Raw genomic sequence first — 25,993 nt, 5'->3', positions numbered from 1 at the left:
CAACGCCGGCGTGGCGCAAATGGAGGCCGAGCGCGCGCTGTGGAACGTCGCGCGCGCGGCGCGGCGATGAGTGGGCGGCGTCAGTCCCGGTCCGGCGCGCCGAGAGGGAAATAAGCGCGATAAGGTCTTGCTTCGTCGACGGCTCTCGCGAAGGAGGGGCGACTGAGGAGACGACGGCGATATGCGATAACATTCGCCATCGCCTCGTCTATCGGGTGAGACCAATCGGCGTAAAACAGCGCTGGCGCCGCTGCGCAATCGGCGAGAGAGAAGTCCTCTCCCGCCGCCCATTCACGATTTCGCATCTTTTCGTTTAGCCAGCCATATGCCTTTTCCAGCGCCCGACGCGCTTCAGCAACTCCATGTGAATCTCGATCTCCTTCCGGGCGCAGACGATCAAACACGATCTTTTGCATCGGCGTCATGACGTAATTGTCAAAGAACCGATCCATGAAACGGACATCGACCGCCGCATGCGCATCGCGTGGCACGAGCGTGGCTCGGCCAGGATGGCGCAGGTCCAGATATTCGACGATGACGCTGGCTTCCATAATGCTGCGGTCATCGTCGAGGAGAAGCGGAAAGCGTTTGATCGGCCAAAGCGCGGCCCATTCCGCTGCCGCCTGCTTGTCTTCGAGCGAGCGAAACTGGAAAGCCGTGTCGTTCTCGTAAAGCGCAATCAGCGCCTTTTGCGTGTAGGACGAAAACGGGTGGCCATAGAGCGTGAGCGTCATGACGCGCTTTCGTCGAGCAGGACACTGAATCCGCCGAAGATCATGCGCTTGCCGTCGAATGGCATCGGCATGTCCTTCATGCGCGGATCTTCGCGCATTTTCTTGTGCGCCGCGTCGCGCACGTCTTTGGACGGCCATAGGACCCATGAGAATACGACGTTTTCGCCGCCCTCGGCGGCGACGGCGCGTTTGAAGTCGGTGACTTTGCCGTCGGGCACGTCGTCGCCCCAACATTCGACGACGCGTAGCGCGCCCCATTCCTTCATGATGGGCCACATCTGCGCGGCGGCCTGATGGTAATCTTCCTTCTTGCCCACGGGCACGGGAATCACGAAACCGTCGACATAGCTCATTGCGCCGCTCCTTCTTGCTGGCATGCCTTTGACGCCGCCTCGGCGTCCATCCACATAATCTCCCAGATATGACCGTCGAGATCTTCGAAGCTGCGGCCATACATGAAGCCGAAATCCTGCGTCGGCGTCGGATCCGGCGCGCCGCCGGCGCGCGTCGCCTTCTCGACCATGGCGTCGACGTCGGCGCGGCTGTCGGCGGAAATGCAGATCAGAACTTCGGCGCTCGTGCGCGCATCAGCGATCTGCTTCGTCGTGAACTGCCGAAACTTCTCATGCGTCAAAAGCATCGCGTGAATCGCGTCGGAGAAAACCAGGCAAGCGGCGGTGTGGTCGGAGAACTGCGGGTTCTTCCAGGCCCCGATCGACTCATAGAAAGCGGTCGCCTTGGGCAGATCGGCGACCGGAAGATTGATGAAAATAAGCTTGGACATGGACGCTCCTCAAACCAGTTGTTGCCGAAGCTACCGCATAAGTTATAAAATGCAACAATGAAGTTAGAAAAAATAACTAAAAAGCGCGGGCGATGAGCAGACACCCTTCCGCGCGCCATTACGACGACGCTTGCGGCGCCGCCCATGCGCTTGATCTGATTGGGGAACGCTGGGCGCTGCTGGTGATGCGCGAACTGATGTTCGGCCCGAAAAGATTCAGCGACCTGCGCGCCGACCTTCCCGGAATCAGCGCCAATGTGCTGACGCAGCGGCTGGAGCGGCTGGAGGAAATCGGCGCGCTGCGCCGGCGCAAGCTGCCGCCGCCGGCGGCAAGCCATGTCTATGAATTGACGCCCTGGGGCTATGAGATCGAGCCGGCGTTGGGCGTCCTCGGCCGCTGGGCGGCGCGCTCGCCGCGCCACGACCCGACGCTGCCGCTAAGCGCGGCCTCGCTGATGCTGTCGTTCAAGACGATGTTCGACGCGAGCAGGGCGAAGGGACTGAACGCGCGCATCGGGTTTCGCATCGGCGACCAGACGTTCCTCGTGCATATCCATGGCGGCGCATGCGACGCCGCGCGGCAATCGTTGGATGGCGCCGACGTCATCTTCGCCGGGCCGGCGACGGCGATCGCCGCGGCGGTCTATGGCGGTGCGCCGCTCGCGGCGCTCGAAGAGAAGAAGGCGCTCGCGATCGAGGGCGATCGCACGCTCGCGGAACGCTTTACCGGACTCTTTCCCCTGCCGCCAAAAGCGTGAGGATCACGCCGCGCTGGCGAGGCTCTCGAAAAGCCCGCGGCCGTCGGTTCCGCCGACGAGCGCGTCGATGAGATTTTCGGGATGCGGCATCAGGCCGAGCACATTGCGCCCGTTCGAATAGATGCCGGCGATATCGTTGCGCGAGCCGTTGGGATTGGCGTCGCCGCCGACATTGCCGGCGGAGTCGCAATAGCGGAAGGCGACGAGACCCTCGCCCTCAAGCCGGTCGATCGTGGCGTCGTCGGCTTCGTAATTGCCCTCGCCATGCGCGACGCAGACTTCGATCGTCTGGCCCTTGGCGTAATGGCGCGTGAAGGCGGTGTCGTTGCGTTCGACCCTGAGATGCTGCATCCGGCAGACGAAACGCAGATTGGCGTTACGCATCAGCACGCCCGGCAGAAGTCCGCTCTCGCAAAGAATCTGGAAGCCGTTGCACACGCCCAGCACCAGTCCGCCGCGCGCGGCGTGCGCGCGCACCGCGTCCATGATGGCGGCGCGCCCAGCGATCGCGCCGCAGCGCAGATAATCGCCGTAGGAAAAGCCTCCGGGCAACACGACAAGGTCAGTTCCGGCGGGGAGTTCATGGTCGGCGTGCCACAGCATCGACGGCGGGCGTCCAGTCGCCTGCGTCAAGGCGCGAGCCATGTCGCTTTCGCGATTGGAGCCGGGGAAGACGACGACGGCGGCTTTCATGGGCGTGTCCTAGGCGGCAGGTGGGCAGTCGGCAGATCGGCAGTCGGCAGGTCGGCGCGCTTCCGATTGCCGACTGCCAAAGCCCAACTGCCCTCGATCGCCTCACACATCGATCTGGTAATTCTCGATCACCGTATTGGCGAGCAGCTTCTCGCAGGCGGCTTGCAACTGCGCCTTGGCGGCGCTGGCGTCGGCCCCGGCGAGCTCCACGTCGAACACCTTGCCTTGCCGCACGCTCGCGACGCCTTCGACGCCGAGCGACTTCAGCGCCCCCTCGATCGCCTTGCCTTGCGGATCGAGGACGCCGGATTTGAGGGTGACGACGACGCGGGCTTTCATGCGCTGTTCCAAGTTCAGAAGATGGCGGAACGGTTACTGGCTCGACGCGCGAAGCGCAAGCCGGCGCTCTAGAGCAGACCCGTGCCGCGGTAGATATCGCGCAAGTTCATGCAGGCGCCGATGACGGGCAGGTCGAGCGCGCTCTCTACCGTCTCCAATCGGCGCTCCGAGAACTCATTGGCGCGATCGAAGGACACGACTTCAACCGCGTCTTGCGCGATCACGACATATTGTAGGAGCGAGGGCAGGGAGGCGTAGGCCTTTCGCTTCCACCGCAGATCATAGTCGGCGGTCGACGGCGAAAGTATCTCGAAGGCGATGATCATGTCGTCGCACTCGACTCCCGTGGCCGTCTGCGGACGAACGAGCACATCGGGCACGGGGACGCTCATGGGGGAGATACGAACGCCGATGCCAGGCACTACCGCCCAAATTGCATCAGTTTCCCGGGCGAATCGGCCGAGCGATACGATCAAATTGCTTGCAATTATCTGGTGAAGAAAGCTTGCCGACGCATTCAAGACCGGCTCCCCTTCGATCAGCTCCCATTTTTCGTCGTCGGGACGCGTGGCCGTGAACGCGAAGAATTCCTCCGCGCGCATCGGACCTGAATCGAGATGAGGAACGCCCATGGCGGCCCTTTGGGATTTCCTACTGAACGAGCTTCGGCGCGCCGGTGCGGATCGTCTCGTTTTCCTGCATGATGCCGAGACGGCGCGCGACTTCGGTATAAGCCTCGACCAGCCCGCCCAAGTCGCGGCGGAAGCGATCCTTGTCGAGCTTGTCGTTCGACTTGATGTCCCACAGCCGGCAGCTGTCGGGCGAAATCTCGTCGGCGACGACGATTCGCATCATGTCGCCTTCCCAGAGCCGACCGCATTCCATCTTGAAGTCGACGAGGCGGATGCCGACGCCGAGGAAGAGCCCCGACAGGAAGTCGTTAACGCGGATGGCGAGCGCCATGACGTCGTCGATCTCCTGGGGAGTCGCCCAGCCGAAGGCGGTGATATGCTCCTCGGACACCATCGGGTCGTCGAGCGCGTCGTTCTTATAGTAGAATTCGATGATGGAGCGGGGCAGTTGCGTGCCCTCTTCCATGCCGAGGCGCTTGGCCAGCGAGCCGGCCGCGACATTGCGCACGACGACTTCGAGCGGGATGATTTCCACCTCGCGGATGAGCTGCTCGCGCATGTTCAGCCGGCGGATGAAGTGGGTCGGCACGCCGATGCTGTTCAAATGCTGGAAGATATATTCGGAGATCCGGTTGTTGAGCACGCCCTTCCCGTCGATCACCTCGTGTTTCTTCGCGTTGAAGGCCGTGGCGTCGTCCTTGAAGTGCTGAATCAAAGTGCCGGGCTCCGGGCCCTCATAGAGGACCTTGGCCTTGCCCTCGTAGATGCGGCGTCGGCGGTTCATTGGGATCAACCGGGGCTTGAGGAAGTCCATCTGGCGGGTCGTCGCTCCTCCGAAGTGTGAACGCATGCCGGCTTTTGGGCGGCTCTGAGGGAGCGGCGGCGGGCGTGCGCCCCGCCGCGAGCACCGGCGGTCCTAGCGTCTTTGGCGGCCAGTGACAAGCCGACGGGGCACTCTATCGCAAAGGGATAGACGATACAATGAAACTGAGAGGGCGGCGGCCCAGCGGCGCCGTCGCCGCGTTGGTTCCTCTCGCACCCGCCGGCGCCCGTAATTCGAGCATCTTGGCGGCCAAATTTTTTGGACACGCCGCGCGCTCGCCCCTGCGACGCTCATGGCGCAAACAGAAGCGGCCTTGGCGTTTACGCTATTTCCAGCCGGCCTGCTTTTCGCAGTCCTGCCGGGCCTCGGGATTGGCCTTTTCCCACTGAGTGACGGACCGGGTTTCGTTGTCGTCCATCTTCTCGTTCATGCATATGCAATAGGCGCGGATAATGGCGGGCGTCCCGCCTTCCTCGCCTTTGTTATCGCTGATGCATTGATTGATCCATTTGAGGTCGTCGCTCGTCATTTTCTGGGCGAAGGCCGGGCTCGCAAAGGCCAAGGCGAATAAAATAGCGCATGCAAATTTCGTCATGAAGCGCACCTCTGTGTCCGATCGCCGGACGGAAAACTCTACGCCTCGACAAATAGCCGACTAAGCGCGCTTTTCCAATTCGGCGCACCGCGCGGCCATGCCCGCGCCGGCGCTGGCGCCGCAGCGGGCGTGGGGCGATTTCGTCGCGGCCGGGACCACGCTTTCCGGCATTGGCTTTGCGCGCGAATACGCATATATCGAGCCCACGCCGATGCGGCGCATGATCGCCGAGCCCTGATTTAAGAACAACCCGGCCGAGGATGGACATGAGCACTTTCGACCAGCGCGAAGATTCCTTCGAGAAACGCTTTGTCCATGATGAGGAGCTGCAGTTTCGCGCCGAAGCGCGCCGCAACAAGCTGCTTGGCCTCTGGGCGGCCGAAAAGCTCGGCAAGACGGGCGCCGAAGCGCAGGCCTACGCGGACGCCTTGGTCGCAGTGGAAGTCGCCGCCGACGCCGATGAGCGGGTCGTGGCTTTGGTCAAGAAGGATTTTGAGGCGGCGGGCGTGAACCAGTCCGAGCATCAGATCCGCCGCACCATGGACGAGATGCTGACGAAGGCGAAGGCCGAGATCAAGTCGGGCGAATAGCCCCGTTCGCCTTTATTCATCTTCTTGGGCGATCGTCGCTTATGCGCGATTCGCCCCTGAGAGCGCCCCGACAGAAGCCGCTTCCCGACGCCTCCTATTTTCAGGCGGCGCCGGCGATCGCCGAGGAAGCGGCGCTATGGTTGCGCTATCTTGCCGGCGAGCGGCGCGCCTCCCGGCACACGGTCGAGGCCTATGGCCGAGACCTCGCTACTTTTTTGGGATTTTTGGCGCATCATACTGGCGAGCCGCCCGACGCCGGCGCGCTTAAGTCTCTCCAACCCGCCGACCTACGCGCCTTTATGGCCAAGCGTCGCCGCGACGGCTTGGAAAGCCGTTCGCTGTTGCGGGCGCTCGCCGCCATGCGCAATTTTCTGCGGTTCATCGAGAAGAAGGGCCTCGCCCGCACGGACGTCTTTGGCGCGGTGCGTCCGCCCAAGCGTCCGCGTAGCCTCCCCAAGGCGCTCACCGTGCCCGACGCCCGCGACGTCGTGGACCCCGAACAGAGAGCGGGCGAGGCGCGGGAGCCCTGGGTGATCGCTCGGGACGCCGCCGTGCTGGCGCTGCTCTACGGCGCCGGCCTGCGAATTTCCGAGGCGCTGTCGATCGGGAGCGCCGAGGCGCCGGTCGGCGCCGCCGATCGGGTCACGATCCTGGGGAAGGGCGGCAAGAGCCGGACCGTGCCGGTCATCGCGTCGGTGCGCGCGGCGATCGAAGCCTATCTCGCGCTCTGTCCCTATGATCTCGCCGGCGGGCCGCTGTTTGTGGGCGCGCGCGGCGGGCCGCTCTCGCCGCGCATCATCCAGCTCGCCGTCCAACGCCTGCGCGGGGCGCTCGGCCTGCCCGAGAGCGCGACGCCGCATGCGCTGCGCCATTCGTTCGCGACGCATCTCTTAGGTCGCGGGGGCGATCTGCGCACGATCCAGGAATTGCTCGGCCACGCCTCGCTCTCGACGACGCAGATTTATACCGCCGTCGACAAGACGCGACTCCTCGACGCTTATCGCTCGGCGCATCCGCGCGCGAAGTGAAACTGAAGGCCGCGTGAAAGCCCTGAGGAGCCGCGAATTTCACCCTCCCCTTGAGGGGAGGGTAAAATCGCGCAAACGGAATGGAACGCTGCTCAGCCAGTTGTTCATCAAGCTTCATTGATACGCCTCTTCCAGAGAAAGGCGTAACCTCACCCTCCCCTTGAGGGGGAGGGTCGCATTGCGAAGCAATGCGGGGTGGGGAGACAGCTCGGATGAATCCGTCGATAGACGCGCGTCGAGCCGTGCGCTTAAAGACAATCTTTTGCGGAGTGGCTCCACCCCACCCCGGCGCTTCGCGCCGACCCTCCCCCTCGAGGGGAGGGTGAAAGGTCGACGCGCTATGCGCCAAGGGCGCCTATTCGGGCGGCGAGAGGAAATTCCAATGTTCAGCCGGGCGCTGATCGTCGCGCTGATCGCCTTTTTCGCCGGTGCCGGCCTAATGGCGAGCGCCGCCGCGCCGGACGTCTGCAAGGGCGACGCCTGCAAGGGCGTTTTCGCGGTCGGCCCCTATCTCACGGGTTTTTTCGCGACCCAAACCTACGAAGAGGGAACGGCGCAGCGCTATTACCGGGAAATCCCCAGCTTCGGTCCGACCCATTTGAATATCGAGATTGCCGGGCGCGAGGACGATCCGACGCGTCCGCCGCAATTCGAGGACATCAAGGACCTCGACATCGAGGCCCGGCTCTATTGGGCGAGAAACGACCTCAAGACGCCCGAACTTTTAAAAACCTATCGGGCGCATGGCGTCGCGTCGCTCTCCCTCGATTATGATTTTTCCGAGGACGGCAAATATGTCGTCGCCGTGAGCATTCGGAAGCCGGACGGCGTGGCGCATGAAGGCGAACATATTTTCTTCGTCATCGCCGCCGCCGAGTCGGGCCTTCTCCTCGCCGTCGTCGCCTCGCTTTTCCTTCTCGGTTTCGCCGTCCTCGTCTGGCGGCTGAGAAAGCCGCTCACTCCACCGGCTCCACCGCGCTAATTTCGATTCCAAAGCCCGAGAGCCCGACGAAGGCGCGGGGCTTTGACGACGAGGAGCGCAGGCGGATCGACGAAACGCCGAGGTCTTTCAAAATCTGCGCGCCGAGACCGACGTCGAGCCATTGCCGCTTGCGCGTTTCCTCGGCGTTTGCCTCTTGTCCTCCTTGGCGTCCGACAATATTCGCCGGGACGCCCGCCGCGCCGTCGCGCAGATAGACGAGCACGCCGCGCCCTTCGCGCGCAAAGCGATGCAACGTCTTCTTGATCGTCGGCGCGCCGCACATCACATCGGAGATAATGTCGGCGCGATGCAGTCTCGTCGGCACGTCGCGCCCGTCGCCGATCGCGCCCAGAACGAAGGCGAAGTGCTGCACGCTGTCGAATGGCGTCACATAGGCGTGGCCGATCATTGCCCCCGCCTCCGTGTCGACCGGGAACGTCGCGACGCGTTCGACGAGCTTTTCGCGCGCCTGGCGGAACGCGATGAGGTCCGAAACCGACACGAGTTTGAGATTATGCGCGCGCGCGAATTCCTCGATCTGGCGGCCGGTCATCACCGTGCCGTCGTCATTGGCGAGTTCGCAAATGACGCCGACCGGCGGCAGGCCGGCAAGCTTGCACAGATCGACGGCGGCTTCCGTATGTCCGGAGCGCATCAGCACCCCGCCGTCCTTGGCGATCAGCGGGAAGACATGGCCGGGCCGCACGAAGTCGGCCGCGCCCATATTGCCATTGGCGAGCGCGCGCACCGTATTGCAGCGCTGCTCGGCGGAAATGCCGGTGGTGAGCCCGTGGCGCGCGTCGACGGTGACGGTGAAGGCTGTCGCGAGCGGCGCGTCGTTTTCCGCGACCATGGGCGCAAGATGCAGACGGCGCGCCTCCTCGAGCGTGAGCGGCGCGCAGACGATCCCGCTCGTATGGCGGATGATAAAGGCCATTTTATCGGGCGTGCAGAGCGACGCGGCGACAACGAGGTCGCCTTCGTTTTCGCGATCGTCGTCATCGGTGACGACGACGATCTCGCCTCTAGCCACGGCCTCGACGGCTTCAGTGATGGAATGGGACAATGAGATCTCCAGAACCCGCCGCTTGCGGCGCCTGCGTCGCATATCTAGCCTTGCCGCGGCGACGTTTCAAACGGGCGGCTACGCAGCTTTCGCAATTGTCATTCCCGACGCGCGAAGCGCGATCGGGAATCTAGGATGCGAGATCAGGCCTGCGGCCTGTTGGGAATGACATTGCGGGTTAAGGCGAAGAAGGAGGGAGGGTTCGTTGCTCGACTGGGGTACGAATAAGCAAGCGTTCTCAAGCTTCCTGCGGATGCTCGCGGCGGCGATGGCGCTCCTCACGCCGCCCGGCGCCGCAAACGCGAACCCCTGCGCCGATATCGAGGAGGGCGGCGCCGCCTACACAGTGTGCGACTTCGATGCGCGCAAGAGCGACATTCGGCTTTTTCTGCGCGACGAGAAAGGCGAAATCTATGGCTCCTTCGCGCGGCTCGCGGACGGACTGGCGAATAAGGGCGAAACGCTCGTTTTTGCGATGAACGCCGGCATGTATGCGGAAGACCGCACGCCGGTCGGCCTTTATGTCGAAAACGGCCGCACGCTCAACGGCGCCAATACGCGCGCCGGCGCCGGCAATTTCCATCTGAAGCCCAATGGCGTGTTCTGGATCGACGGGTCGCGCGCCGGCGTGACCGAAACGGCGCGCTACTTAAAAAGCCCGCAGCGCGCGCAGTTCGCGACCCAATCGGGGCCGATGCTCGTGATTGGCGGACGCATTCATCCCCGCATTCATGGGGACGGCATGTCGCAGAAATTTCGCAACGGCGTCTGCGTCCAAGACAGCCATACCATGCGCTTCGCGATCTCCAACCGGCCGGTGACGTTTCATGAGTTCGCGCTGCTGTTTCGCGATCGCCTGCATTGCCCCGACGCGCTGTTTCTCGATGGCGGCTCGGCGTCGGCGCTCTATGCGCCGTCGCTCTCGCGTCACGACCGTTTCGCGCCGACCATGGGGCCGCTCCTAGGGGTCGTCGAGAAGGCGAACCGCTAGCTTAGTCGGAGAAGCGCCGCATTCAGCTTTTCGACGCGCGCCGCCGTCTCTTCGCGCCGCTCGCGATGCTCGTCGATCACCTCTTCTTCGGCCTTGGCGAGGAAGCCCTCATTGGCGAGTTTGGCGTCGAGCTTCTTCAACTCGCCTTCGAGCTTGCCGATCTCTTTCGCCAGCCGCGCCCTTTCGGCGCCAAGATCGATCACGCCCTCTAGAGGCATGGCGGCGACGCCGCCGCGAACGATGATTTGCGCGCTGCTCTTTGGCGCCGCCTCAGCGAAGCCGATATGCGAGAGGCGCGCGAGCTTGCGGATCGTCTCGTCCCAGCGCGTCGCGCGCGCTTTCAGCGCGTCGTCTGCGCCGATCAGCAGCAGCTCGGTCTCGCTGGTCAAATTCATTTCCGCACGCAGCGAGCGAACTTCGGAGATGAGGTCGACGACCCAGCCGATTTCGCTTTCGGCGTCCGCATCTTCGAGTCCTTCGAGCGACGGCCAGGCGGCGAGCGCCAGCATCGTTTCGCGCTTGGGACCGTCCGCGCCCTTGATCGCCCAAAGCTCCTCGGTGAGGAAGGGCATGAACGGGTGCAGCAGCGCATAGATTTGGTCGAGAACGAAGGCGGTCGTCGCGCGCGTCTCGTCCTTTTCCGCCCCATCGGCGCCTTGCAGCAGCGGTTTCGCGAGTTCGACATACCAGTCGCAGAAGACGCTCCAGACAAAGCGATAGACGGCGTTCGCCGCGTCATTGAAGCGATAGGCCTCGATCGCCGCGCTCACGTCCGCGATCGTGCGCGCGGCCTCTCCGACGATCCAGCGGTTCAGCGTGATCTTATTGGCGCGCGGGTCGTAGCCCGCAACGCGCGCGCAGCCGTTGATCTCGGCGAAACGCGAGGCGTTCCACAGCTTCGTCGCGAAATTGCGATAGCCCTCGACACGCTGCGTGGAGAGTTTGATGTCGCGTCCCTGCGCCGCCATCGCCGCGAGCGTGAAGCGCAGCGCGTCGGCGCCATATTCGTCGATGAGGCGCAGCGGGTCGATGACATTGCCCTTCGACTTACTCATCTTCGCGCCCTTCTCGTCGCGAACGAGCGCGTGGATATAGACGTCGCGGAAGGGAACCTCGTCCATGAAATAGAGGCCCATCATCATCATGCGGGCGACCCAGAAGAAGATGATGTCGAAGCCGGTGACGAGAGCGCTCGTCGGATAGTAGCGCGAAAGCTCGGGCGTCTTCTCCGGCCAGCCGAGAGTCGAGAAGGGCCAGAGCGCCGAGGAAAACCAGGTGTCGAGCACGTCTTCGTCGCGCGTGAGCGTCACGCCATCGCCGAGCTTGGCGCGCGCCGCGACAAGCGCCGCTTCTTCCGTCTCTTCGACATAGGCGTTGCCGTCCTCGTCATACCAGGCTGGGATGCGATGGCCCCACCACAGCTGACGCGACACGCACCAGGGCTGGATGTTCTCCAGCCACTCGAAATAGGTCTTCTCCCAATTCTTCGGCACGAAAGTGGTGCGGCCCTCGCGCACGGCTTTGAGCGCCGGCTGCGCCAGGGTCTTGGCGTCCACATACCATTGATCGGTGAGCCGCGGTTCGAGCACCGCGCCCGAGCGGTCGCCATGCGGGACCATGTGCTTATGGTCGTCGACGCCATCGAGGAGTTCGCGTTCCTCCATCATTTCGACGACGCGCTTGCGCGCCGCGAAACGGTCGAGCCCGTCGAGGGCGGAGACCGTCGCCGCAAGTTCGGGAGAGGGGTCGACGCCTTCGTGAAAGTCAGCATTGGCGGCAAGCGTCATCTGCGCTTGCGGGTCGAGCACGTTGACGAGCCGCAGCCCATGCCGCTTGCCGACCTCGAAATCGTTGAAGTCATGCGCCGGGGTGATTTTCACCGCGCCGGTGCCCTTCTCGGGATCGGAATATTCGTCGGCGACGATCGGGATCAGCCTGCCGACGAGCGGCAGACGCACGCGCTTGCCGACCAACGCCGTGTAGCGTTCGTCTTCCGGATGCACGGCGACCGCCGTGTCCCCGAGCATCGTCTCGGGCCGCGTCGTCGCGACGACGATAAATTCGCCGGTCTCTTCCCCAGCGTCGTCAACGATCGGATATTTGAAGCGCCACAGATGGCCCTTTACTTCCTGCTGCAGCACTTCGAGATCGGAGATCGCGGTGTGCAGCGCCGGGTCCCAATTGACGAGGCGCTTGTCCTTGTAGAGCAGGCCGTCGCGATAGAGCTGCACGAAGACTTTGACGACGGCGCGCGACAGGCCTTCATCGAGCGTGAATCGTTCGCGCGACCAGTCGCAACTGGCGCCGAGCCGCTTCAGCTGCTCGACGATCTTGCCGCCTGACTCCGCCTTCCATTCCCAGACGCGCTCGACGAATTTCTCGCGTCCGAGTTCGCGGCGATGTTCCTGGCGCTCCATGAGCTGGCGCTCGACGACCATCTGCGTCGCGATGCCGGCATGGTCGGTGCCCGGCTGCCACAACACGTCGTCGCCCTTCATGCGCCGGTAGCGCACGAGAATGTCCTGCAGCGTATTGTTGAGCGCATGGCCCATATGCAGGCTGCCGGTGACGTTCGGCGGCGGAATGACGATGGAATAGGGCGCCGCCGGCGCGCGTTCGGGCCGTCCGGCGCGAAAGGCTTGCGCCTCTTCCCACGCGTCGCGAATGCGCGATTCAATTGAGGCGGGAGCGAAGGTTTTTTCCATGGTCATCGGGCAGGAGCCTTTTGGCCCCCACCCTGTCCCTCCCCCGCTTCGCGGGAGAGGGGACGCTAACGATCGGCGTTTCGTCGCACGTCAGTGAAGGCTCGAATCTACTCCCTCTCCCGCGAAGCGGGGGAGGGTAGGGGAGGGGGTTACGCCAGCGCCTTGAGCGCGCCTTTGCCGGCGTAGATCGCCGCGTCGCCCAGCTCCTCCTCGATGCGGATGAGCTGGTTGTATTTGGCGGTGCGGTCGGAACGGGCGAGCGAGCCGGTCTTGATCTGGCCGCTGTTCGTCGCGACGACGAGATCGGCGATGGTCGAATCCTCGGTTTCGCCGGAGCGATGCGAGAAGACGGTGGTGTAGCCGGCGCGATGCGCGGTCTCGACCGAAGCGAGCGTTTCGGTCAGCGTGCCGATCTGATTGACTTTGACGAGCAGCGAATTGGCGATTCCGCCCTCGATGCCGCGCGTCAAGCGCGTCACATTGGTGACGAAAAGATCGTCGCCGACGAGCTGAACTTTGTCGCCGATCGCGTCGGTGAGCTTCTTCCAGCCCTCCCAATCGTCTTCGGCCATGCCGTCCTCGATCGACACGATCGGATAGGCGCTGGCGAGCTTGGCGAGATAGGCGACCTGCTCGTCGATCGAGCGCGTCACGCCCTCGCCTTCATAGACATATTTGCCGTCCTTGAAGAATTCCGTCGCGGCGCAGTCGGAGGCGAGGTGGACGTCGACCCCCGGCTTGAAGCCGGCGGTTTCGATGGCCTTCATGATGAAGTCGAGCGCCGCTTCGGCGGAGGGGAGGTTGGGCGCGAAGCCGCCCTCATCGCCGACCGAGGTGCTGAGGCCGGCTTTCTTGAGCGCCGCCTTGAGCGTGTGGAAAATCTCCGCGCCCCAACGGATGGCGTCGCGCACGTTGGGCGCGCCGGTCGGCATGATCATGAATTCCTGGAAGTCGATCGGATTGTCGGCATGCACGCCGCCATTGACGATATTCATCATCGGGGTCGGCAGCACCCGCGCCTGCACGCCGCCGACATAGCGATAGAGCGGCAGCGCCGAGGCCTCGGCCGCCGCCTTGGCGACCGCGAGCGACACGCCGAGAATGGCGTTGGCGCCGAGCCGCGCCTTATTCGGCGTCCCATCGAGGTTGATCATCGCCTCGTCGAGGGCGACCTGATCCTCAGCTTCGAAGCCGAGCAGCGCGCCGGCGATTTCGTCATTGACATTGTCGACCGCCGTGAGCACGCCCTTGCCCAGATAGCGCGACGCGTCGCCATCGCGCTTTTCCACCGCTTCATGCGCGCCGGTCGAGGCGCCGGACGGCACCGCCGCCCGTCCAGAAGATCCGTCCTCCAGGGTGACGTCGACCTCGACGGTCGGGTTCCCGCGAGAATCCAGAATTTCGCGGGCGTGGATGTCGACGATCTCGGTCATGGATGCCTCTTCATGATGCGGCGCGGAGCGGCGCGACTTCTTAGACCTATTGCGCGGTCCCGAAAAGCCTCAGCCGCAAAAAGGTTCTGCTTCCGCTACCCGCTTTTATGGGACCTGTGCTGCGCCGCGGCGACGGCGCGCCAGCGAAATTCGTTGACTGGGGAGGGGCCCTCCCTATCCTTGAGCTTGATTAATGAGCGGGCGTTCGCCGCCAAGCGCGACGGTCGGCGGGAGGTTCGGATGGCCCTAAGCACAATGCGATTCGCGCACGGCGTTGTTTTCAGCCTTTGCTTGGGGCTTTGGAGTCCGGCCGGCGCCTGGGCTCAGTCGCCGGAGCATGTCGCCGCCGCGAAGGCGACTTTGGAGAAATCTCCCGTCCGAGGCAATTGCGCGCCGGCGCAGGAAGATTTTCTCGGCTGGCCGGCGAGCCTCGTGCAGCGGTGCGAATATCAGCACGAGGACATGCCTGGCCTCGCCTATGTGCTCGACATAAAGCCGGAAACTCTGGCGCGCTGGGTCGAGGCCGGATGTAGCGCCCTGATGGTCGGCGCCGGCCATTGTTTCGACCGGACGTTGAAATGCGCGCTCGACAGCACAGGCGCCAGCTTCGTGATCGGCGGCAATCTGATCGCGGCGCGCAGCGGCGTGAAGCAAAATCGCTTTTATCGCAATGGCGTGGCGATCGCTGCGCCAAAAAGCGGCATGCCGGGCGTTGTGCCGATCCCGGAACAGGAGCAGATCGCGCATATCCCCGAAAAAGAGGTCTCGGCGATGCTCGAGCGCGGCGGCGTGGCCCTTTGGAACACCATGCCGTATCAATTCGCCGTAAAGGCCCTCGAGTTCGCCGTGCCGGCGGAGATGAACACGCCGGACAGGCGCGAGAAATGGCTCGAAATGGTGCGCGTCGAAATGCTGAAGGCGCTGGAGAGCCCCGAGAATCGCTTTCTCTCGGGCTGGATGTCGGCGCATCCGATCACCCTGCGCGCGGGAGAATGCCCGGACTCCCGCGACCCGTGAGCCGTTTGGCGCTTGACGCGGCGGCGATCGCGCCTTTGTTACGCGCATGACCAAAACGCATAAGGGCGCCGCGCTGCTCGGCCGCACAGCCGCGCTGCCGGCTTCGCCGGACGAGGCCGAACTCGATCTCGTGCCCAATCCTCACAAGGACGCCACCTATCTCGTGCGCTTCTCCGCGCCCGAGTTCACCTCGCTTTGCCCGGTGACCGGCCAACCGGACTTCGCACATATCGTCATCGACTATGTCCCCGCCGAATGGCTGGTCGAGTCGAAGGCCTTGAAGCTGTATCTCGGAAGTTTCCGAAACCACGGCGCCTTTCACGAAGACTGCACGCTGCGGATCGCGCGCGATCTCGTTGCGGCGATGACGCCGAAATGGCTGCGCATCGGCGGCTATTGGTATCCGCGCGGCGGCATGCCGATCGACGTCTTCTGGCAGACCGGCGCCCCGCCCGAGGGGCTGTGGCTTCCTGACCAGGGCGTGCCGCCTTACCGGGGGCGAGGTTAGGCGTTTGGGCGCTCCAAAGTCTGACCTTGTGCGCCCGCCAGTAAATCACCTATGGGTCACAGCGGTCTCTTGAGCAAGAGACCGTCCGATCGCGGGGCCCAGAGACGATGAAGCTTCGGACGTTTTTCACGATCTTCTTCCTGCTGCTCGTTGCTCTCGCCGGCGGCAATCTGGCGCTGGGCGTCTTTCTGAAAAACGCTCAGAAGGATCTGGAAACATCGCACCGCGAATTGCAATCCTTGACCACGCTTGCTGAGGATTTGGTTTTTTCCTCGCAGTGGCAGACTCGCTTTGCGCGAGGTTACATCTCCAGCAACGATCCGAGACGAGTTGAGTGGTACAACACGATCGAAGACATACTAAATGGCAAAGTCGCTCGACCGAAAGACTATGATTCTGGCTATTGGGACCTCGTGAATGGCGGAATCATTCCGCCGCCCGAGAAGAAAAGCGAGGGCGCAGTTTCCATCGAAGAGCGCTTCCTAAGCCAAAATGTCACCGCGCATGAATTGAACAAGCTTAAGGAAGCGCGAAGCTTTTTGGAGAAAGTGGTCGCGATCGAACGCGCCGCAATGCATGCGGTGGATGGCGAATTCGATGACGGCGCTGGAACCTATTCACGCAAGGGCAAGCCTGATCGCGCTTTAGCGACAAAGCTGTTGTTTAGCGACGAATACCGCAAGCTCAACGGAGATCTGACTCTGAGAATCGCGCAGATGCAGAACTTGATTCGGCGCAGATATTCGGGGCGAATTTCGCAAGAACAGGCGTTCGCCAACCAATTGTTTGAAGCCAACTCTTACTTGAATATCGGCTTGTTTGGCGTGGTTGTTTTGTCCCTGATTTTTTTGCGAAATCGCTTCGCGGTTCGAGCGTCGCACCTCATGTCGGTCGTTCGCGAGATTGGCTCGGGAAACCTGGCGGCTCAGGCCTCGGTCTTCGGAAGCGACGAGATCAGCGAACTCGCCACCACCGTCAACACGATGGCTGCGAATCTGAACGTCGCTTTCGACAAGCTCGAAGACAAGATCAAGCTTTCGGGCAAAGCCTTGTCGGACCTCGAGATCGAACGCTCGCGTTCGGAAAAGCTGCTCCACAATATTCTTCCTGCCGCGATCGCCGAAAGACTGCGTGGCGGCGAGGAGACGATCGCGGAAGTTTTCCCTGAGGTTACGGTGTTTTTCTCCGATATCGTCGGATTTACCGGGCTCTCGGCAAAGCTTGGTCCGCATGCCACCGTCAACATGCTCAATGTCCTGTTCGAGAAATTCGACGAACTTGTCGAAAAGCACGGCGTCGAAAAAATCAAGACGATTGGTGACAGCTACATGGTGGTCGGCGGAGTTCCAAACCGGGATCCCTTGCACTGCCAGCATATCGCGGAATTCGCTTTAGACGCGCAAAGTTTCATTGCGAGTTTTGCCGAAGGAGTTCCTTACCCGCTCCAGATGCGCATGGGCGTGCACACCGGCACGGTGGCGGCCGGCGTCGTGGGGAAAAAACGATTTTCCTACGATCTCTGGGGTGATGTCGTGAATGTCGCCAGCCGATTCGAATCGACCTCTCAGCCCGACAAAATCCATGTGTCCGAAGCGGTGAAGGTGCGTCTCAGCGACGATTACGTATTAGTGGACGGTGGGACCGTCGAATTAAAAGGCAAAGAGGCGACGCGCTCATTCTTCCTGATCGGCAAAAAGACCCAGATGCCGGGAATTTTGGAGTTCACGACTCCTGGCGCCGCGCCCGATAGTCCATCCCGACTGCGCCGCGATACGCCTTCATTTGTCCCTGGCTTCGATAGAAGAGCATAGAGATGATCCAGCTCGCGATCAGGATCGCGGCGATCGCAAAGCCGAAATTGGCAAGATTGTCGTTAAGCCCTTGAACGAGGCGCCAAACACCGCCTTCGAAGCCGAGCTTATCGCCGATCAAGCCGAGCGCTTCGATGCCGCCGATGAAAATGGCGACGATCACCGACATCGCGGTCATGACCAGATTGTACCAAAGTTTCCTCAGCGGATCGTCAAACGCCCAGCCGTAGGCTCCGGTCATCACGAGGCTGTCCGTGGTGTCCATCAAGGACATGCCGGCGGTGAACAGCGCCGGAAAGACCAGAATTGTCGAAAATGACATGCCTTGCGCGGCCTGCGCCGCCGAAATGCCGAGCAGGCCGATCTCCGTCGCCGTGTCGAAGCCCAGTCCCAACAGAAATCCAACGACGTACATGTGCCATGACCGCGAAACAAAGCGGAACAGCGGGCGGAAAACCCGGGTGAATAAACCTCGCCCGTTGAGCAGACGGTCGAGGTCCTCTTCGAGGACCGGTTCGCCACGTTTGGCGCGGGTGTAGGCCGACCAGATTCCTCTGAGCAGGAGCAGGTTTGCGAGGCCGATGACGATGAGGAACGAAGCTGACGCCATCGTGCCGATGGCGCCGCCGAAGGCCTCAAAGTCGTGGGCCTGGCCCTGCATGGCCGCGGCCGCCGCCGCCATCATGACCGAAGCGAGCGCGACGAAGGTGGAGTGGCCCAGCGAGAAGAAGAATCCGACCGAATAGGGCGTCTTGCCGTCCTGCATCAATTTGCGGACGACATTGTCGATGGCGGCGATGTGATCGGCGTCGAAGGCGTGGCGAAGCCCGAACATAAAGGCCAGAACGGCCGCCCCCATCAAACCCGGTCGATCGGAGAAGGCCGTCCACGCCCAGGTCCAGGCGAAAACATTGGCCGCGATGATCACGCCATAGGTCGCCGCAGCCTTGGCTTTGAAATTGTCGCCTTGGTCATCGAAAGGATTGAGCGCCATGACCCCCGCCTGAGCAATGCGACATTCTAGCGTAATCGCTTAATTATGAAAGTTCATACGTTAGCCAGCGGCAGGGGACGAGCGCTTGACCAAGTGGCTATAAGTAGCCACTATCATGCCCCATGACGACTGTTTCGATCAAAGACGCCAAAAATCGCCTGACCGAACTTGCTCGACAGGTCGAGAAGGGCGAAACGATCGTCGTGACGCGGAATGGGAAACCGGTGTTCGATCTGGTTCCACATCATCCAAAACGCGGTTTGCGGCTCGACGCCGTCGATGCGTTCAAGAAACGACACGGCGTCCAGTCCATCTTCACATTCATTGCTGAGGATTTTGACGCTCCCTTGCCGGAAGATTTCCTGTTGCGCCCGCTGCCGGATGATGCATGAGGCTGCTGCTCGACACGCATATTCTGCTGGCGTTAATTGAAAACCGTGTCGCCGAGTTCGGATCGCACGTGCAGTCTTTGCTGAAGAATGAAGATGCGGAATTTCTGGTCAGCGTCGCGAGTCTTTGGGAGATCGCCATCAAGTGGCGGCTGGGCAAACTTGAACTGGCGATAAATCTTGAGACGCTTCCAGAACTGCTGGAAGCGATGGGGATCGAGGTCCTCTCGATTAACGCGCGGCATGCGCTCGTCGCGGTCGAACCTGAGCCGACTACGCGCGACCCGTTTGATCGCCTGTTGCTGGCGCAATGCAAAATCGAGGCGGTGCGCCTCCTGACCGTTGATCGCGCGCTTCTCGACCATCCGTTGGCTGCGCGCAAGGCTTAGCGGACCGCCGTCGCCAGACGGTCTCTTGAGCAATTTGGTTTACGCAGCTTCGATTTTGATAGGATGCGCGGTCAGGCGGAAGCGCCGGGGAACGACATGCTGTCGGAAGAGAATATCGCCGCGTGGCGGCTCTGCGCGCCTTCGCTGCGGGAAGCGAAGTTCTCCGACGGCGAAACGCTGTATCGCCAAGGCGAGGAGCCGGGCTTTCTCTATTGTTTGATGCGGGGCGTCGTCAGGCTTTCTCATGTCGCGGAAAGCGGCGCGCAGATCACGCTCGCCATCGCGGGCGCGGGCGATCTCTTCGGCCGCATTTCGCCGGGAAGAGCATCGGCGCACAGCGCGAACGCCATCGGCGACGCGCGCGTTTTGATGATCGCCCCTTCGGACGTGAACCGTCTCGTCGCGAACAGCCCGTCGTTCTCGGGCTTCCTCAGCGCCGGACTGGAGGCGTCGCGGGAACGCGCCGAGCGCAGGCTGATCGACCGCCAGACAAAAGCGGTCGCCGCGCGGTTGATCGAAACGCTGGGGGAGCTTGCGCTCGCTTTCGGCGCGCCTTGCCCGCATGGCTATTCGCTCGAGATCAGGCTCACGCAGCAGGATATCGCCGACCTCGTCCATGCGAGCCGGCCCGTCGTGACCCGGATCATGAACGGTTTGAGGCGCCGGGGGGCGCTCGACTATCGGCGCGACCTTATCTGCGTCAATCATTTCGCGCTGCAGTCACTTGCGAAAGAAAAAGGCGGCGATCTGTGATCAAGATGACAGACCGGCTCCGCCCCGCGCCCTAACGAGAGGAGAAGGCGGCCAATCCGCGCCGCCAACGCGGAGAAACCACAATGAAACCACTCACGGCGCGCCTGCATGGATATCTGGACTATCTGACGGTGTTGATTTTCCTGGCCGCGCCAGCCGTGCTTGGCTTCGGCGGCCTGCCGGCGAAGCTCGCCTGGCTGCTCGCGGGCGTGCATCTGGCGATGACGCTCGTGACAAGATTTCCGCTCGGCGTGTTTCGGCGGCTGGCGTTCACGCTCCACGGCTGGGTCGAGAGGATCGTCGGCCCGGCGCTCATCGCCGTCGCTTTTCTTCCAGATATTTTCAGCGTCAAGCCGGCCTTCGCCTTTTTCGCCGGAATGGGCCTTGTCATCATCGCCGTCGGCTGGCTGACGGATTATGCGGAGGCGAATTAACGCCGACGCCCTCCCGATCAGGCCTTCGGCCTGTCGGAGGAATGAGAGGCGCATAGGAATTGCTCCGCCTCGCTTCAGACGGGCATTTTCGCCAGACGGTCGAACGCCATCAGCGCCTTGACCATCGTTTCGAGCTCGCCAAGCGGGACTTGCGTCGCGCCGTCCGAGATCGCCGCGCCCGGATCGGGATGCGTCTCGACGAAAAGCCCGGCGACGCCGATGGCGACCGCCGCGCGGGCGAGCGTTGCAACAAAACGCCGCTCGCCGCCCGATGACGCGCCGCGCCCGCCCGGCTGCTGCACGGCATGCGTGGCGTCGAAGACGACAGGCGCGCCGGTGGTCTCCTTCAGGATCGGCAGGGCGCGCATGTCCGCGACAAGCGCATTATAGCCGAAGCTCGTCCCGCGCTCGGTGACGAGCACGCCGGCGGCGCCGGCCTCACGCGCTTTCTCGACGGCGTGGATCATGTCCCACGGCGCAAGAAACTGCCCCTTCTTGATGTTGACGGGCCGTCCGGTTTTCGCCGCCGCGACGATGAGATCGGTCTGGCGGCAGAGGAAGGCGGGAATCTGCAAGAGGTCAACGACCTCGGCGACGCGCGCGCATTGCCAATTCTCATGCACGTCGGCCGTTATCGGGAGGCCGGTCTTTTCCGTGATTTCAGCAAAGATCGGCAGGGCGGCGTCGAGGCCGACGCCGCGCGGGGCATTGCCGCTGGTGCGGTTCGCCTTGTCGAAGGACGCTTTGAAGACGACGCCGATCTTCAGCCGCTCGCCGATCGCGGCGAGTTCGCCGGCGATCTCGATCGCCAGATCGCGGCTCTCCAGCGCGCAGGGGCCGGCGATGAGCGTCAAAGGCAAATCGTTGCCGATCTCGACCCGGCGCGCGCTATCTCCGATGAGAACTCTCGTCACGGCGCGCCTTGTCTCACGTTTGGATCAGCCGCGCGACCTCGGCGCGCAGCGCCGGCAGGACCTCGGCTTCGAACCAGGGATTGCGCTTCAGCCAACCGCTGTTGCGCCAGGACGGATGGGGGAGGGGAAAGATCAGCGGCGCCGTATTCTGGAAGTCTCGCCAGCGCGAGACGATCTGCGAAACGCTCGCGCCTCTCGGCAAAGCATGGCCGAGACGGGCGAAATGATAGTCCTGCGCATAGCGCCCGATCGCGACGACCGTCTCGATCTGCGGCAGCGCTGCGAACAGCGAGTCGTGCCAGCGCGGGCGACATTCGGGACGCGGCGGCAGGTCGCCGCCGGCGGCGTCGTAACCCGGAAAGCAGAAGCCCATCGGGACGATGGCGATGCGCGAGACATCGTAGAACGTCTCGCGATCGACGCCCATCCAGTCGCGCAGCCGATCGCCAGAAGGATCGTTGAAGGGAACGCCGGTCTGATTGACGAGATTGCCGGGCGCCTGGCTTGCGAGCAGCAGCCGCGCGCTGGATGAAACGCGCAGCACGGGACGCGGCTCATGCGGCAGTATCGCGCCATCAGGCGTTTCCGCGCAAACGCGGCAGGCGCGGATGCGCGCCGCAATCTCTTCCAGAGTCTGGCTTGAAACCCGCCGGCTCATTTAGGGAACGACGCTCGGACGCGCCGAAACTTCCGTGCGCCAGCGCGAAAGATGCGGCAAGTCTTCGGGAATATCGACTCGCGCGGCCTTTGTCAGATCCATCGCGACGATGGCGGTGATGTCGGCGATGGTGAAATCGTCGGAAGCCATGAAGCGCCGCGACGCCAGCTCCTGGTCGAGAAAACGCATCATCTGTTGCGCGCGCGGCCGCTGATGCTCGGCGAATTCCGGCTTTTGGGGCGATTCGAGCCGCGCCAGCGCCGGATGGCTGTGGCGAAAGGCGAGCGCCACCGGCATGAACAGGCGGAATTCCACCCGGCGCTGCCACATCTCGATGAAGGCCTGTTCGCGCGCGTTGCGGCCAAGGAGGGGCGGCTCCGGGTAAAGCGACTCGATGTAGCGGCAGATGGCGACGGATTCGGTGAGAGTCGCGCCATCGTCGAGAACGAGCGCCGGCGCCTCGTTGAGCGGGTTAATCCGCCCATAGGCCTCGCTCTTGTGCTCCTGTGCAATAAGGTTGACGTCGCGAATGGGGATCGTGACGTTCTTCTCGGCCAGAAAGATGCGAACGCGTCTGGGATTGGGCGCGAGCGGCGTATTATAAAGCAGCATGTCGATCTCGTTCCGGTGGATAGGGGATGTGTTGCGATTGGCGATAGCGGCGTGAAAACTTTCCGAAAATGCATTCCCGTAGCAGCGGTTCGAAGCTTTAGAGCCATGAGTTAAGTTAAGCGGATGACGAACGATCTCCCGACTCAACATGCCGCCGCGCTCGTGCTGTTTTCCGGCGGGCAGGATTCCACGACCTGCCTTGCCTGGGCGCTGTCACGCTTCGACCGCGTGGAGACGGTCGGCTTCGATTACGGCCAGCGCCACCGCGTCGAACTCTCGCGCCGAGCCGGGTTGCGCGAGGGGCTTATTCGCCTCTCGCCGCTGTGGGCCGAGCGGCTTGGCGAAGATCGCACGATTTCGATCGAAGCGCTCGGCGCGATTTCCGAGACGGCGTTGACGCGGAACGCCGAGATCGCCTTCGCCGCCGACGGACTTCCCAACACATTCGTTCCGGGACGCAATCTGCTGTTTCTGACCTTCGCCGCGGCGCTCGCCTATCGTCGCGGCATCGCGGATCTCGTCGGCGGCATGTGCGAAACGGACTATTCGGGCTATCCCGATTGCCGCGACCAGACGATCCGCGCCATGGCGCAGGCGCTCGGCCTGGGCATGGACCGCAGCATGAATATTCATACGCCGCTGATGTGGATCGACAAGGCGGCGACCTGGCGACTGGCGGAATCGCTCGGCGGCGAAGCGCTGGTGCGGCTCATCGTCGAAGAAACTCACACCTGCTATCTCGGCGAGAGGGGCCGCCGCTTCGACTGGGGCTATGGCTGCGGCGAATGCCCGGCCTGCAAGCTGCGCGCGCATGGCTGGGAAAACTATCGCGCCGGACAGACGCGCGCGGCGGCAGAGACCTTCTGATTTTTCGAGTGTGGCGTCGAGGCCACAGTCGGCGCTGACCTGCTCACGCCGAGCGACAGCGTATTGACACGGCTCAGTCCGCCTCGGATATGTTATGTTATAACATATTAGCGAGAGCGGGCGTCCATGAGGAAGAGCGTTTTGGTCGGCGCAGCGGCCGGCGGCGCAGTCGTCGGGATTTTCACCAGCGTCGCGAGCGCCGTGGCTCAGCAGGCTTTGCCGCCGATTGAAGTCGGCGCCGTCAGTCCAATTAAACGCGCCAAGATCGTCTCCCCGCCACAGACTCCCCCAGCGCCCGGCGGGCGCAACCGCAACGTCGCAGGCCCGAGCGGACCCGAGCCGCGCGAACCGACCGTAGCGCCGCAAGGCGTCCTTCCCATCGTCGCCGATCAGTTCGCGACGGTGACGGTCGTCACCAATGAGGAGCTGCGGCGCTCGCCGGGCGCGACGCTGGGCGACGTGCTCTTCGCCAAGCCGGGCGTCACCGGATCGACCTTCGCGCCCGGCGCGGCGAGCCGTCCCATTGTGCGCGGCCTCGACAATTACCGGGTGCGCATCCAGGAAAATGGCGTCAGCAACAGCGGCGTCTCGGAACTTGGCGAGGACCACGCCGTACCGCTTGATCCCGTCGCCGCAAGCCAGGTCGAGGTGGTGCGCGGCCCGGCGACGCTGCGCTGGGGGTCGCAAGCGATCGGCGGCGTCGTCAATGTGGAGAACAACCGCATTCCCACGGCCTTGCCCTGCCGTCTCGCGCTCCTTCCTACGGCCGAGACGGAGGGGTGTTCGGTTTTCGAGACGCGCGGCGCGGTGATGACCGTCGACAATGCGCTGGAAAACGCGACGCTGCTCGACGTCGGCCGCGGCAACGTCGCTTTCCACATGGATGTCCATGGCCGTCGCAGCAGCGACTACCTTATTCCCGGCTATCCTTATCTCTTTCCGCCGGATCCGCCGCCACCGGTCTCCGGACGCCAGCCCAATTCGTCAATGCGCTCGGCCGGCGGTTCGGTCGGCGGCTCCTATTTTTTCGACGGCGGCTTCGTCGGCGTCGCCGTGACGCAGTTCAACTCGCGCTATCACATCCCCGGCATTGAGCCGACGGAGACCAATACGCGCATTGAACTTCGCCAGACGCGGGTGACGACCAAGGGCGAGTTCCGGCCGCAGTCGGCCTATATCGAAGCGGTCCGCTTCTGGGCGGGGCTCACCGACTACAAGCACCACGAACTCGCCAATGAGGGCGGCGTCAACGGCGTTCAGCAGACCTTCACCAACAAGGATCTCGAGGCGCGGGTCGAAACGCAGCTTCGCCCGGTCGACTTGTCCTTCGCGACTCTGACAAGCGCCTTCGGCGTGCAGGGCACGCATCAGATCCTGACCTCACCAGGACGCGAGGGCGGGCTCTTCGACCCCAATCGGACGCGCAGCGTCGCCGGCTATTGGTTCAACGAATTCAGACTGACCGACACATCGCGACTGCAGCTTGCGGGACGCATCGAACATGCGACCGTCTCCGGCGCATTTCCCGAACTCCTCGCTGATCCGGCGCTGCAAGTCGCCCGCGTGCGAAATTTCACGCCAAAGAGCGGAGCATTCGGCTTTCTGCAAGATCTGCCGCAAGGCGTCGTCGCCAGCCTGACCGCCCAATATGTCGAACGCGCGCCGCGCGCGCCCGAGCTTTTTTCGCGCGGCATGCATGAGGCGACGGGGACATTCGATATTGGCAATCCCAACCTTGGAATCGAAGCGGCGAAGACCATCGAAATCGGCCTGCGGCGTCCGGTGGGCCCGTTCCGTTTCGAGGCGACGGCCTACCTCACGCGCTTTGACGGCTTCATCTTCCGAAATCTCACCGGCGCGGTCTGCGAGGCCGACATTGCGAGCTGCGCCTTCGACGGCGAGGGCGATCTTCGTCAGGCCTTCTACGCCCAGCGCAATGCGCTCTTCCGGGGCGGCGAGTTTCAGAGCCAGCTCGACGTCGCGTCGCTGGCAGGCGGCGTTTTTGGGGTGGAGCACCAGTTCGACGTGGTGCGGGCGACCTTCGTGGGCGGCGGCAACGTCCCCCGCATTCCGCCCGTTCGGCTCGGCGGCGGATTGTTCTGGCGAGATATGAACTGGCTGCTGCGGGTCAACCTCCTGCACGCCTTCGCGCAGCGCAACATCGACCCAACCAATGAAACGCCAACGAAGGGCTATAATTTGCTGAGGGCTGAAATCAGCTACCGCATGCTGTTCGATCCGGGCGATCCGCTGAGCCGCGAATTGAGGCTGGGACTCGTCGGCGACAATCTCCTCAACGAGGACATCCGCAACAGCGTCTCCTTCCGCAAGGATGAAGTGCTGCTCCCAGGCGCGAATCTGCGGTTTTTCGCGAATGCGCGCTTTTAGGCGCCTAAGGCGTTTCGGCTTGATCGCGGGGGCGAAATAGGGCATAGGCGGGGCCAACGAAGCGCTGGGCGTATCCCGGCCAGTTCACTATTGCCGGGGTGAGATC

General features: G+C 63.1%; 29 protein-coding genes and 1 pseudogene. 15 read left to right on the top strand and 15 right to left on the bottom strand.

Annotated features, from left to right (window positions below; all coding sequences use genetic code 11):
* Positions 1–80 precede the first annotated feature (80 nt).
* The 3 genes from NEI07_RS13775 to NEI07_RS13765 are packed head-to-tail and all read right to left on the bottom strand — an operon-like array spanning position 81 to position 1,518.
* On the bottom strand, positions 81–734 hold the full coding sequence (locus NEI07_RS13775; protein WP_256035267.1) for a glutathione S-transferase family protein: 654 nt from the start codon (positions 732–734) through the stop codon (positions 81–83).
* Positions 731–1,087 carry a DUF1428 domain-containing protein gene (locus tag NEI07_RS13770; protein ID WP_256035265.1) on the bottom strand — a complete coding sequence of 119 codons (357 nt, stop codon included), beginning with the start codon at positions 1,085–1,087 and terminating at the stop codon, positions 731–733. The genes NEI07_RS13775 and NEI07_RS13770 overlap by 4 nt, the downstream gene beginning before the upstream one ends.
* Complete coding sequence (locus NEI07_RS13765) at positions 1,084–1,518, bottom strand: VOC family protein (protein WP_256035263.1); 435 nt, start codon at positions 1,516–1,518, stop codon at positions 1,084–1,086. Before NEI07_RS13765 ends, NEI07_RS13770 begins: the two co-directional genes overlap by 4 nt.
* 57 nt (positions 1,519–1,575) lie before the next feature.
* Between NEI07_RS13765 and NEI07_RS13760 the strand changes: the two are divergent.
* Positions 1,576–2,276, top strand: a pseudogene (locus tag NEI07_RS13760) (winged helix-turn-helix transcriptional regulator).
* Between the two features lie 3 nt (positions 2,277–2,279).
* Here NEI07_RS13760 and purQ read toward each other — a convergent pair.
* The 5 genes from purQ to NEI07_RS13735 all read right to left on the bottom strand — a co-directional run bounded on the left by purQ (position 2,280) and on the right by NEI07_RS13735 (position 5,358).
* Positions 2,280–2,969 (bottom strand): phosphoribosylformylglycinamidine synthase subunit PurQ, encoded by a 690-nt coding sequence (gene purQ, locus NEI07_RS13755; protein ID WP_256035261.1) that lies wholly within the window; start codon positions 2,967–2,969, stop codon positions 2,280–2,282.
* A 102-nt stretch (positions 2,970–3,071) separates the two neighbouring features.
* Positions 3,072–3,308 carry a phosphoribosylformylglycinamidine synthase subunit PurS gene (purS, locus tag NEI07_RS13750; protein WP_256035260.1) on the bottom strand — a complete coding sequence of 79 codons (237 nt, stop codon included), beginning with the start codon at positions 3,306–3,308 and terminating at the stop codon, positions 3,072–3,074.
* Positions 3,309–3,376: 68 nt separating this feature from the next.
* Entirely contained in the window at positions 3,377–3,940 is a 564-nt protein-coding gene (locus tag NEI07_RS13745; RefSeq protein ID WP_256035259.1) for a Uma2 family endonuclease, read from the bottom strand.
* A 19-nt stretch (positions 3,941–3,959) separates the two neighbouring features.
* The gene (gene purC, locus NEI07_RS13740) at positions 3,960–4,754 is read right to left on the bottom strand and encodes a phosphoribosylaminoimidazolesuccinocarboxamide synthase (protein ID WP_014892432.1); all 795 of its coding nucleotides are present in this window, start codon (positions 4,752–4,754) and stop codon (positions 3,960–3,962) included.
* Between the two features lie 334 nt (positions 4,755–5,088).
* Positions 5,089–5,358 (bottom strand): hypothetical protein, encoded by a 270-nt coding sequence (locus NEI07_RS13735; RefSeq protein ID WP_256035258.1) that lies wholly within the window; start codon positions 5,356–5,358, stop codon positions 5,089–5,091.
* Positions 5,359–5,455: 97 nt separating this feature from the next.
* Between NEI07_RS13735 and NEI07_RS13730 the strand changes: the two genes are divergently transcribed.
* From NEI07_RS13730 to NEI07_RS13715, 4 genes are all read left to right on the top strand, one after another.
* Positions 5,456–5,596 (top strand): hypothetical protein, encoded by a 141-nt coding sequence (locus NEI07_RS13730; RefSeq protein WP_256035257.1) that lies wholly within the window; start codon positions 5,456–5,458, stop codon positions 5,594–5,596.
* A 28-nt stretch (positions 5,597–5,624) separates the two neighbouring features.
* Positions 5,625–5,948 carry a DUF1476 domain-containing protein gene (locus NEI07_RS13725; protein WP_256035256.1) on the top strand — a complete coding sequence of 108 codons (324 nt, stop codon included), beginning with the start codon at positions 5,625–5,627 and terminating at the stop codon, positions 5,946–5,948.
* A gap of 41 nt (positions 5,949–5,989) precedes the next feature.
* Complete coding sequence (locus tag NEI07_RS13720) at positions 5,990–6,976, top strand: tyrosine recombinase XerC (protein ID WP_256035255.1); 987 nt, start codon at positions 5,990–5,992, stop codon at positions 6,974–6,976.
* Positions 6,977–7,358: 382 nt separating this feature from the next.
* A complete protein-coding gene (locus NEI07_RS13715) occupies positions 7,359–7,958 on the top strand; it encodes a hypothetical protein (protein ID WP_256035254.1) in 600 nt (199 codons plus the stop codon).
* On the opposite strand, the gene ribB is transcribed toward NEI07_RS13715, so the two are convergent.
* On the bottom strand, positions 7,933–9,066 hold the full coding sequence (gene ribB / locus NEI07_RS13710; protein WP_407659905.1) for a 3,4-dihydroxy-2-butanone-4-phosphate synthase: 1,134 nt from the start codon (positions 9,064–9,066) through the stop codon (positions 7,933–7,935). The genes NEI07_RS13715 and ribB overlap by 26 nt on opposite strands.
* A 211-nt stretch (positions 9,067–9,277) precedes the next feature.
* Between ribB and NEI07_RS13705 the strand changes: the two genes are divergently transcribed.
* A complete protein-coding gene (locus NEI07_RS13705) occupies positions 9,278–10,015 on the top strand; it encodes a phosphodiester glycosidase family protein (protein WP_256035276.1) in 738 nt (245 codons plus the stop codon).
* On the opposite strand, the gene NEI07_RS13700 is transcribed toward NEI07_RS13705, so the two are convergent.
* Positions 10,012–12,720 carry a valine--tRNA ligase gene (locus tag NEI07_RS13700; RefSeq protein ID WP_256035275.1) on the bottom strand — a complete coding sequence of 903 codons (2,709 nt, stop codon included), beginning with the start codon at positions 12,718–12,720 and terminating at the stop codon, positions 10,012–10,014. The two genes, NEI07_RS13705 and NEI07_RS13700, sit on opposite strands and share 4 nt — an antisense overlap.
* A 149-nt stretch (positions 12,721–12,869) precedes the next feature.
* Positions 12,870–14,153 (bottom strand): phosphopyruvate hydratase, encoded by a 1,284-nt coding sequence (gene eno, locus NEI07_RS13695; protein WP_256035252.1) that lies wholly within the window; start codon positions 14,151–14,153, stop codon positions 12,870–12,872.
* 240 nt (positions 14,154–14,393) lie between these two features.
* Here eno and NEI07_RS13690 point away from each other — a divergent pair, with 240 nt between their 5' ends.
* From NEI07_RS13690 to NEI07_RS13680, 3 genes are all read left to right on the top strand, one after another.
* Positions 14,394–15,170, top strand: coding sequence for a hypothetical protein (locus tag NEI07_RS13690; protein ID WP_256035251.1), 777 nt, complete (start codon positions 14,394–14,396; stop codon positions 15,168–15,170).
* A gap of 46 nt (positions 15,171–15,216) precedes the next feature.
* Positions 15,217–15,678: a preQ(1) synthase gene (gene queF / locus NEI07_RS13685; RefSeq protein WP_256035250.1), complete on the top strand. Its 462-nt coding sequence runs from the start codon at positions 15,217–15,219 to the stop codon at positions 15,676–15,678.
* 548 nt (positions 15,679–16,226) lie between these two features.
* Entirely contained in the window at positions 16,227–17,489 is a 1,263-nt protein-coding gene (locus NEI07_RS13680) for an adenylate/guanylate cyclase domain-containing protein (protein WP_256035249.1), read from the top strand.
* On the opposite strand, the gene NEI07_RS13675 is transcribed toward NEI07_RS13680, so the two are convergent.
* Positions 17,401–18,483: a HoxN/HupN/NixA family nickel/cobalt transporter gene (locus NEI07_RS13675; protein WP_256035248.1), complete on the bottom strand. Its 1,083-nt coding sequence runs from the start codon at positions 18,481–18,483 to the stop codon at positions 17,401–17,403. The two genes, NEI07_RS13680 and NEI07_RS13675, sit on opposite strands and share 89 nt — an antisense overlap.
* Before the next feature lie 122 nt (positions 18,484–18,605).
* Between NEI07_RS13675 and NEI07_RS13670 the strand changes: the two genes are divergently transcribed.
* The 4 genes from NEI07_RS13670 to NEI07_RS13655 all read left to right on the top strand — a co-directional run bounded on the left by NEI07_RS13670 (position 18,606) and on the right by NEI07_RS13655 (position 20,448).
* Positions 18,606–18,875, top strand: coding sequence for a type II toxin-antitoxin system Phd/YefM family antitoxin (locus NEI07_RS13670; protein ID WP_256035247.1), 270 nt, complete (start codon positions 18,606–18,608; stop codon positions 18,873–18,875).
* The gene (locus NEI07_RS13665) at positions 18,872–19,261 is read left to right on the top strand and encodes a type II toxin-antitoxin system VapC family toxin (protein WP_256035246.1); all 390 of its coding nucleotides are present in this window, start codon (positions 18,872–18,874) and stop codon (positions 19,259–19,261) included. Before NEI07_RS13670 ends, NEI07_RS13665 begins: the two co-directional genes overlap by 4 nt.
* A 63-nt stretch (positions 19,262–19,324) precedes the next feature.
* Entirely contained in the window at positions 19,325–20,014 is a 690-nt protein-coding gene (locus tag NEI07_RS13660) for a Crp/Fnr family transcriptional regulator (RefSeq protein ID WP_256035244.1), read from the top strand.
* A gap of 83 nt (positions 20,015–20,097) precedes the next feature.
* On the top strand, positions 20,098–20,448 hold the full coding sequence (locus NEI07_RS13655; protein ID WP_256035242.1) for a hypothetical protein: 351 nt from the start codon (positions 20,098–20,100) through the stop codon (positions 20,446–20,448).
* Between the two features lie 74 nt (positions 20,449–20,522).
* On the opposite strand, the gene kdsA is transcribed toward NEI07_RS13655, so the two are convergent.
* From kdsA to NEI07_RS13640, 3 genes are read right to left on the bottom strand one after another with little or no spacing between them, the layout of a single operon-like run.
* Complete coding sequence (gene kdsA, locus NEI07_RS13650; protein WP_256035241.1) at positions 20,523–21,362, bottom strand: 3-deoxy-8-phosphooctulonate synthase; 840 nt, start codon at positions 21,360–21,362, stop codon at positions 20,523–20,525.
* A 13-nt stretch (positions 21,363–21,375) separates the two neighbouring features.
* Positions 21,376–22,020, bottom strand: a complete 645-nt coding sequence (locus NEI07_RS13645) for a uracil-DNA glycosylase family protein (protein WP_256035240.1) — start codon at positions 22,018–22,020, stop codon at positions 21,376–21,378.
* Positions 22,021–22,632, bottom strand: a complete 612-nt coding sequence (locus tag NEI07_RS13640) for a glutathione S-transferase family protein (RefSeq protein WP_256035239.1) — start codon at positions 22,630–22,632, stop codon at positions 22,021–22,023.
* A 123-nt stretch (positions 22,633–22,755) separates the two neighbouring features.
* Here NEI07_RS13640 and queC point away from each other — a divergent pair, with 123 nt between their 5' ends.
* Both queC and NEI07_RS13630 read left to right on the top strand, forming a co-directional pair.
* Positions 22,756–23,499 (top strand): 7-cyano-7-deazaguanine synthase QueC, encoded by a 744-nt coding sequence (queC, locus tag NEI07_RS13635; RefSeq protein ID WP_256035238.1) that lies wholly within the window; start codon positions 22,756–22,758, stop codon positions 23,497–23,499.
* A 126-nt stretch (positions 23,500–23,625) separates the two neighbouring features.
* On the top strand, positions 23,626–25,887 hold the full coding sequence (locus tag NEI07_RS13630) for a TonB-dependent receptor (protein ID WP_256035237.1): 2,262 nt from the start codon (positions 23,626–23,628) through the stop codon (positions 25,885–25,887).
* The last annotated feature ends 106 nt before the right edge of the window (positions 25,888–25,993 follow it).

The sequence above is a fragment of the Methylocystis suflitae genome, assembly GCF_024448135.1.
Lineage (GTDB): Bacteria > Pseudomonadota > Alphaproteobacteria > Rhizobiales > Beijerinckiaceae > Methylocystis > Methylocystis suflitae.
Note: the sequence above shows the minus strand (reverse complement) of the source record. Positions and strands in the feature narration are given on the sequence as shown.

Coding starts and splice junctions, on each gene's coding strand:
- NEI07_RS13745 (WP_256035259.1), bottom strand. CDS start 3,940: ATGGGCGTTCCTCATCTCGATTCAGGTCCGATGCGCGCGGAGGAATTC.
- queC (WP_256035238.1), top strand. CDS start 22,756: ATGACGAACGATCTCCCGACTCAACATGCCGCCGCGCTCGTGCTGTTT.
- NEI07_RS13690 (WP_256035251.1), top strand. CDS start 14,394: ATGGCCCTAAGCACAATGCGATTCGCGCACGGCGTTGTTTTCAGCCTT.
- NEI07_RS13735 (WP_256035258.1), bottom strand. CDS start 5,358: ATGACGAAATTTGCATGCGCTATTTTATTCGCCTTGGCCTTTGCGAGC.
- NEI07_RS13645 (WP_256035240.1), bottom strand. CDS start 22,020: ATGAGCCGGCGGGTTTCAAGCCAGACTCTGGAAGAGATTGCGGCGCGC.
- purQ (WP_256035261.1), bottom strand. CDS start 2,969: ATGAAAGCCGCCGTCGTCGTCTTCCCCGGCTCCAATCGCGAAAGCGAC.
- NEI07_RS13630 (WP_256035237.1), top strand. CDS start 23,626: ATGAGGAAGAGCGTTTTGGTCGGCGCAGCGGCCGGCGGCGCAGTCGTC.
- NEI07_RS13715 (WP_256035254.1), top strand. CDS start 7,359: ATGTTCAGCCGGGCGCTGATCGTCGCGCTGATCGCCTTTTTCGCCGGT.
- NEI07_RS13720 (WP_256035255.1), top strand. CDS start 5,990: ATGCGCGATTCGCCCCTGAGAGCGCCCCGACAGAAGCCGCTTCCCGAC.
- NEI07_RS13765 (WP_256035263.1), bottom strand. CDS start 1,518: ATGTCCAAGCTTATTTTCATCAATCTTCCGGTCGCCGATCTGCCCAAG.
- NEI07_RS13640 (WP_256035239.1), bottom strand. CDS start 22,632: ATGCTGCTTTATAATACGCCGCTCGCGCCCAATCCCAGACGCGTTCGC.
- NEI07_RS13655 (WP_256035242.1), top strand. CDS start 20,098: ATGAAACCACTCACGGCGCGCCTGCATGGATATCTGGACTATCTGACG.
- NEI07_RS13775 (WP_256035267.1), bottom strand. CDS start 734: ATGACGCTCACGCTCTATGGCCACCCGTTTTCGTCCTACACGCAAAAG.
- purS (WP_256035260.1), bottom strand. CDS start 3,308: ATGAAAGCCCGCGTCGTCGTCACCCTCAAATCCGGCGTCCTCGATCCG.
- NEI07_RS13700 (WP_256035275.1), bottom strand. CDS start 12,720: ATGGAAAAAACCTTCGCTCCCGCCTCAATTGAATCGCGCATTCGCGAC.
- NEI07_RS13660 (WP_256035244.1), top strand. CDS start 19,325: ATGCGCGGTCAGGCGGAAGCGCCGGGGAACGACATGCTGTCGGAAGAG.
- ribB (WP_407659905.1), bottom strand. CDS start 9,066: ATGCGACGCAGGCGCCGCAAGCGGCGGGTTCTGGAGATCTCATTGTCC.
- NEI07_RS13725 (WP_256035256.1), top strand. CDS start 5,625: ATGAGCACTTTCGACCAGCGCGAAGATTCCTTCGAGAAACGCTTTGTC.
- NEI07_RS13705 (WP_256035276.1), top strand. CDS start 9,278: ATGCTCGCGGCGGCGATGGCGCTCCTCACGCCGCCCGGCGCCGCAAAC.
- NEI07_RS13770 (WP_256035265.1), bottom strand. CDS start 1,087: ATGAGCTATGTCGACGGTTTCGTGATTCCCGTGCCCGTGGGCAAGAAG.
- purC (WP_014892432.1), bottom strand. CDS start 4,754: ATGGACTTCCTCAAGCCCCGGTTGATCCCAATGAACCGCCGACGCCGC.
- NEI07_RS13665 (WP_256035246.1), top strand. CDS start 18,872: ATGAGGCTGCTGCTCGACACGCATATTCTGCTGGCGTTAATTGAAAAC.
- queF (WP_256035250.1), top strand. CDS start 15,217: ATGACCAAAACGCATAAGGGCGCCGCGCTGCTCGGCCGCACAGCCGCG.
- NEI07_RS13670 (WP_256035247.1), top strand. CDS start 18,606: ATGACGACTGTTTCGATCAAAGACGCCAAAAATCGCCTGACCGAACTT.
- NEI07_RS13675 (WP_256035248.1), bottom strand. CDS start 18,483: ATGGCGCTCAATCCTTTCGATGACCAAGGCGACAATTTCAAAGCCAAG.
- eno (WP_256035252.1), bottom strand. CDS start 14,153: ATGACCGAGATCGTCGACATCCACGCCCGCGAAATTCTGGATTCTCGC.
- NEI07_RS13730 (WP_256035257.1), top strand. CDS start 5,456: ATGCCCGCGCCGGCGCTGGCGCCGCAGCGGGCGTGGGGCGATTTCGTC.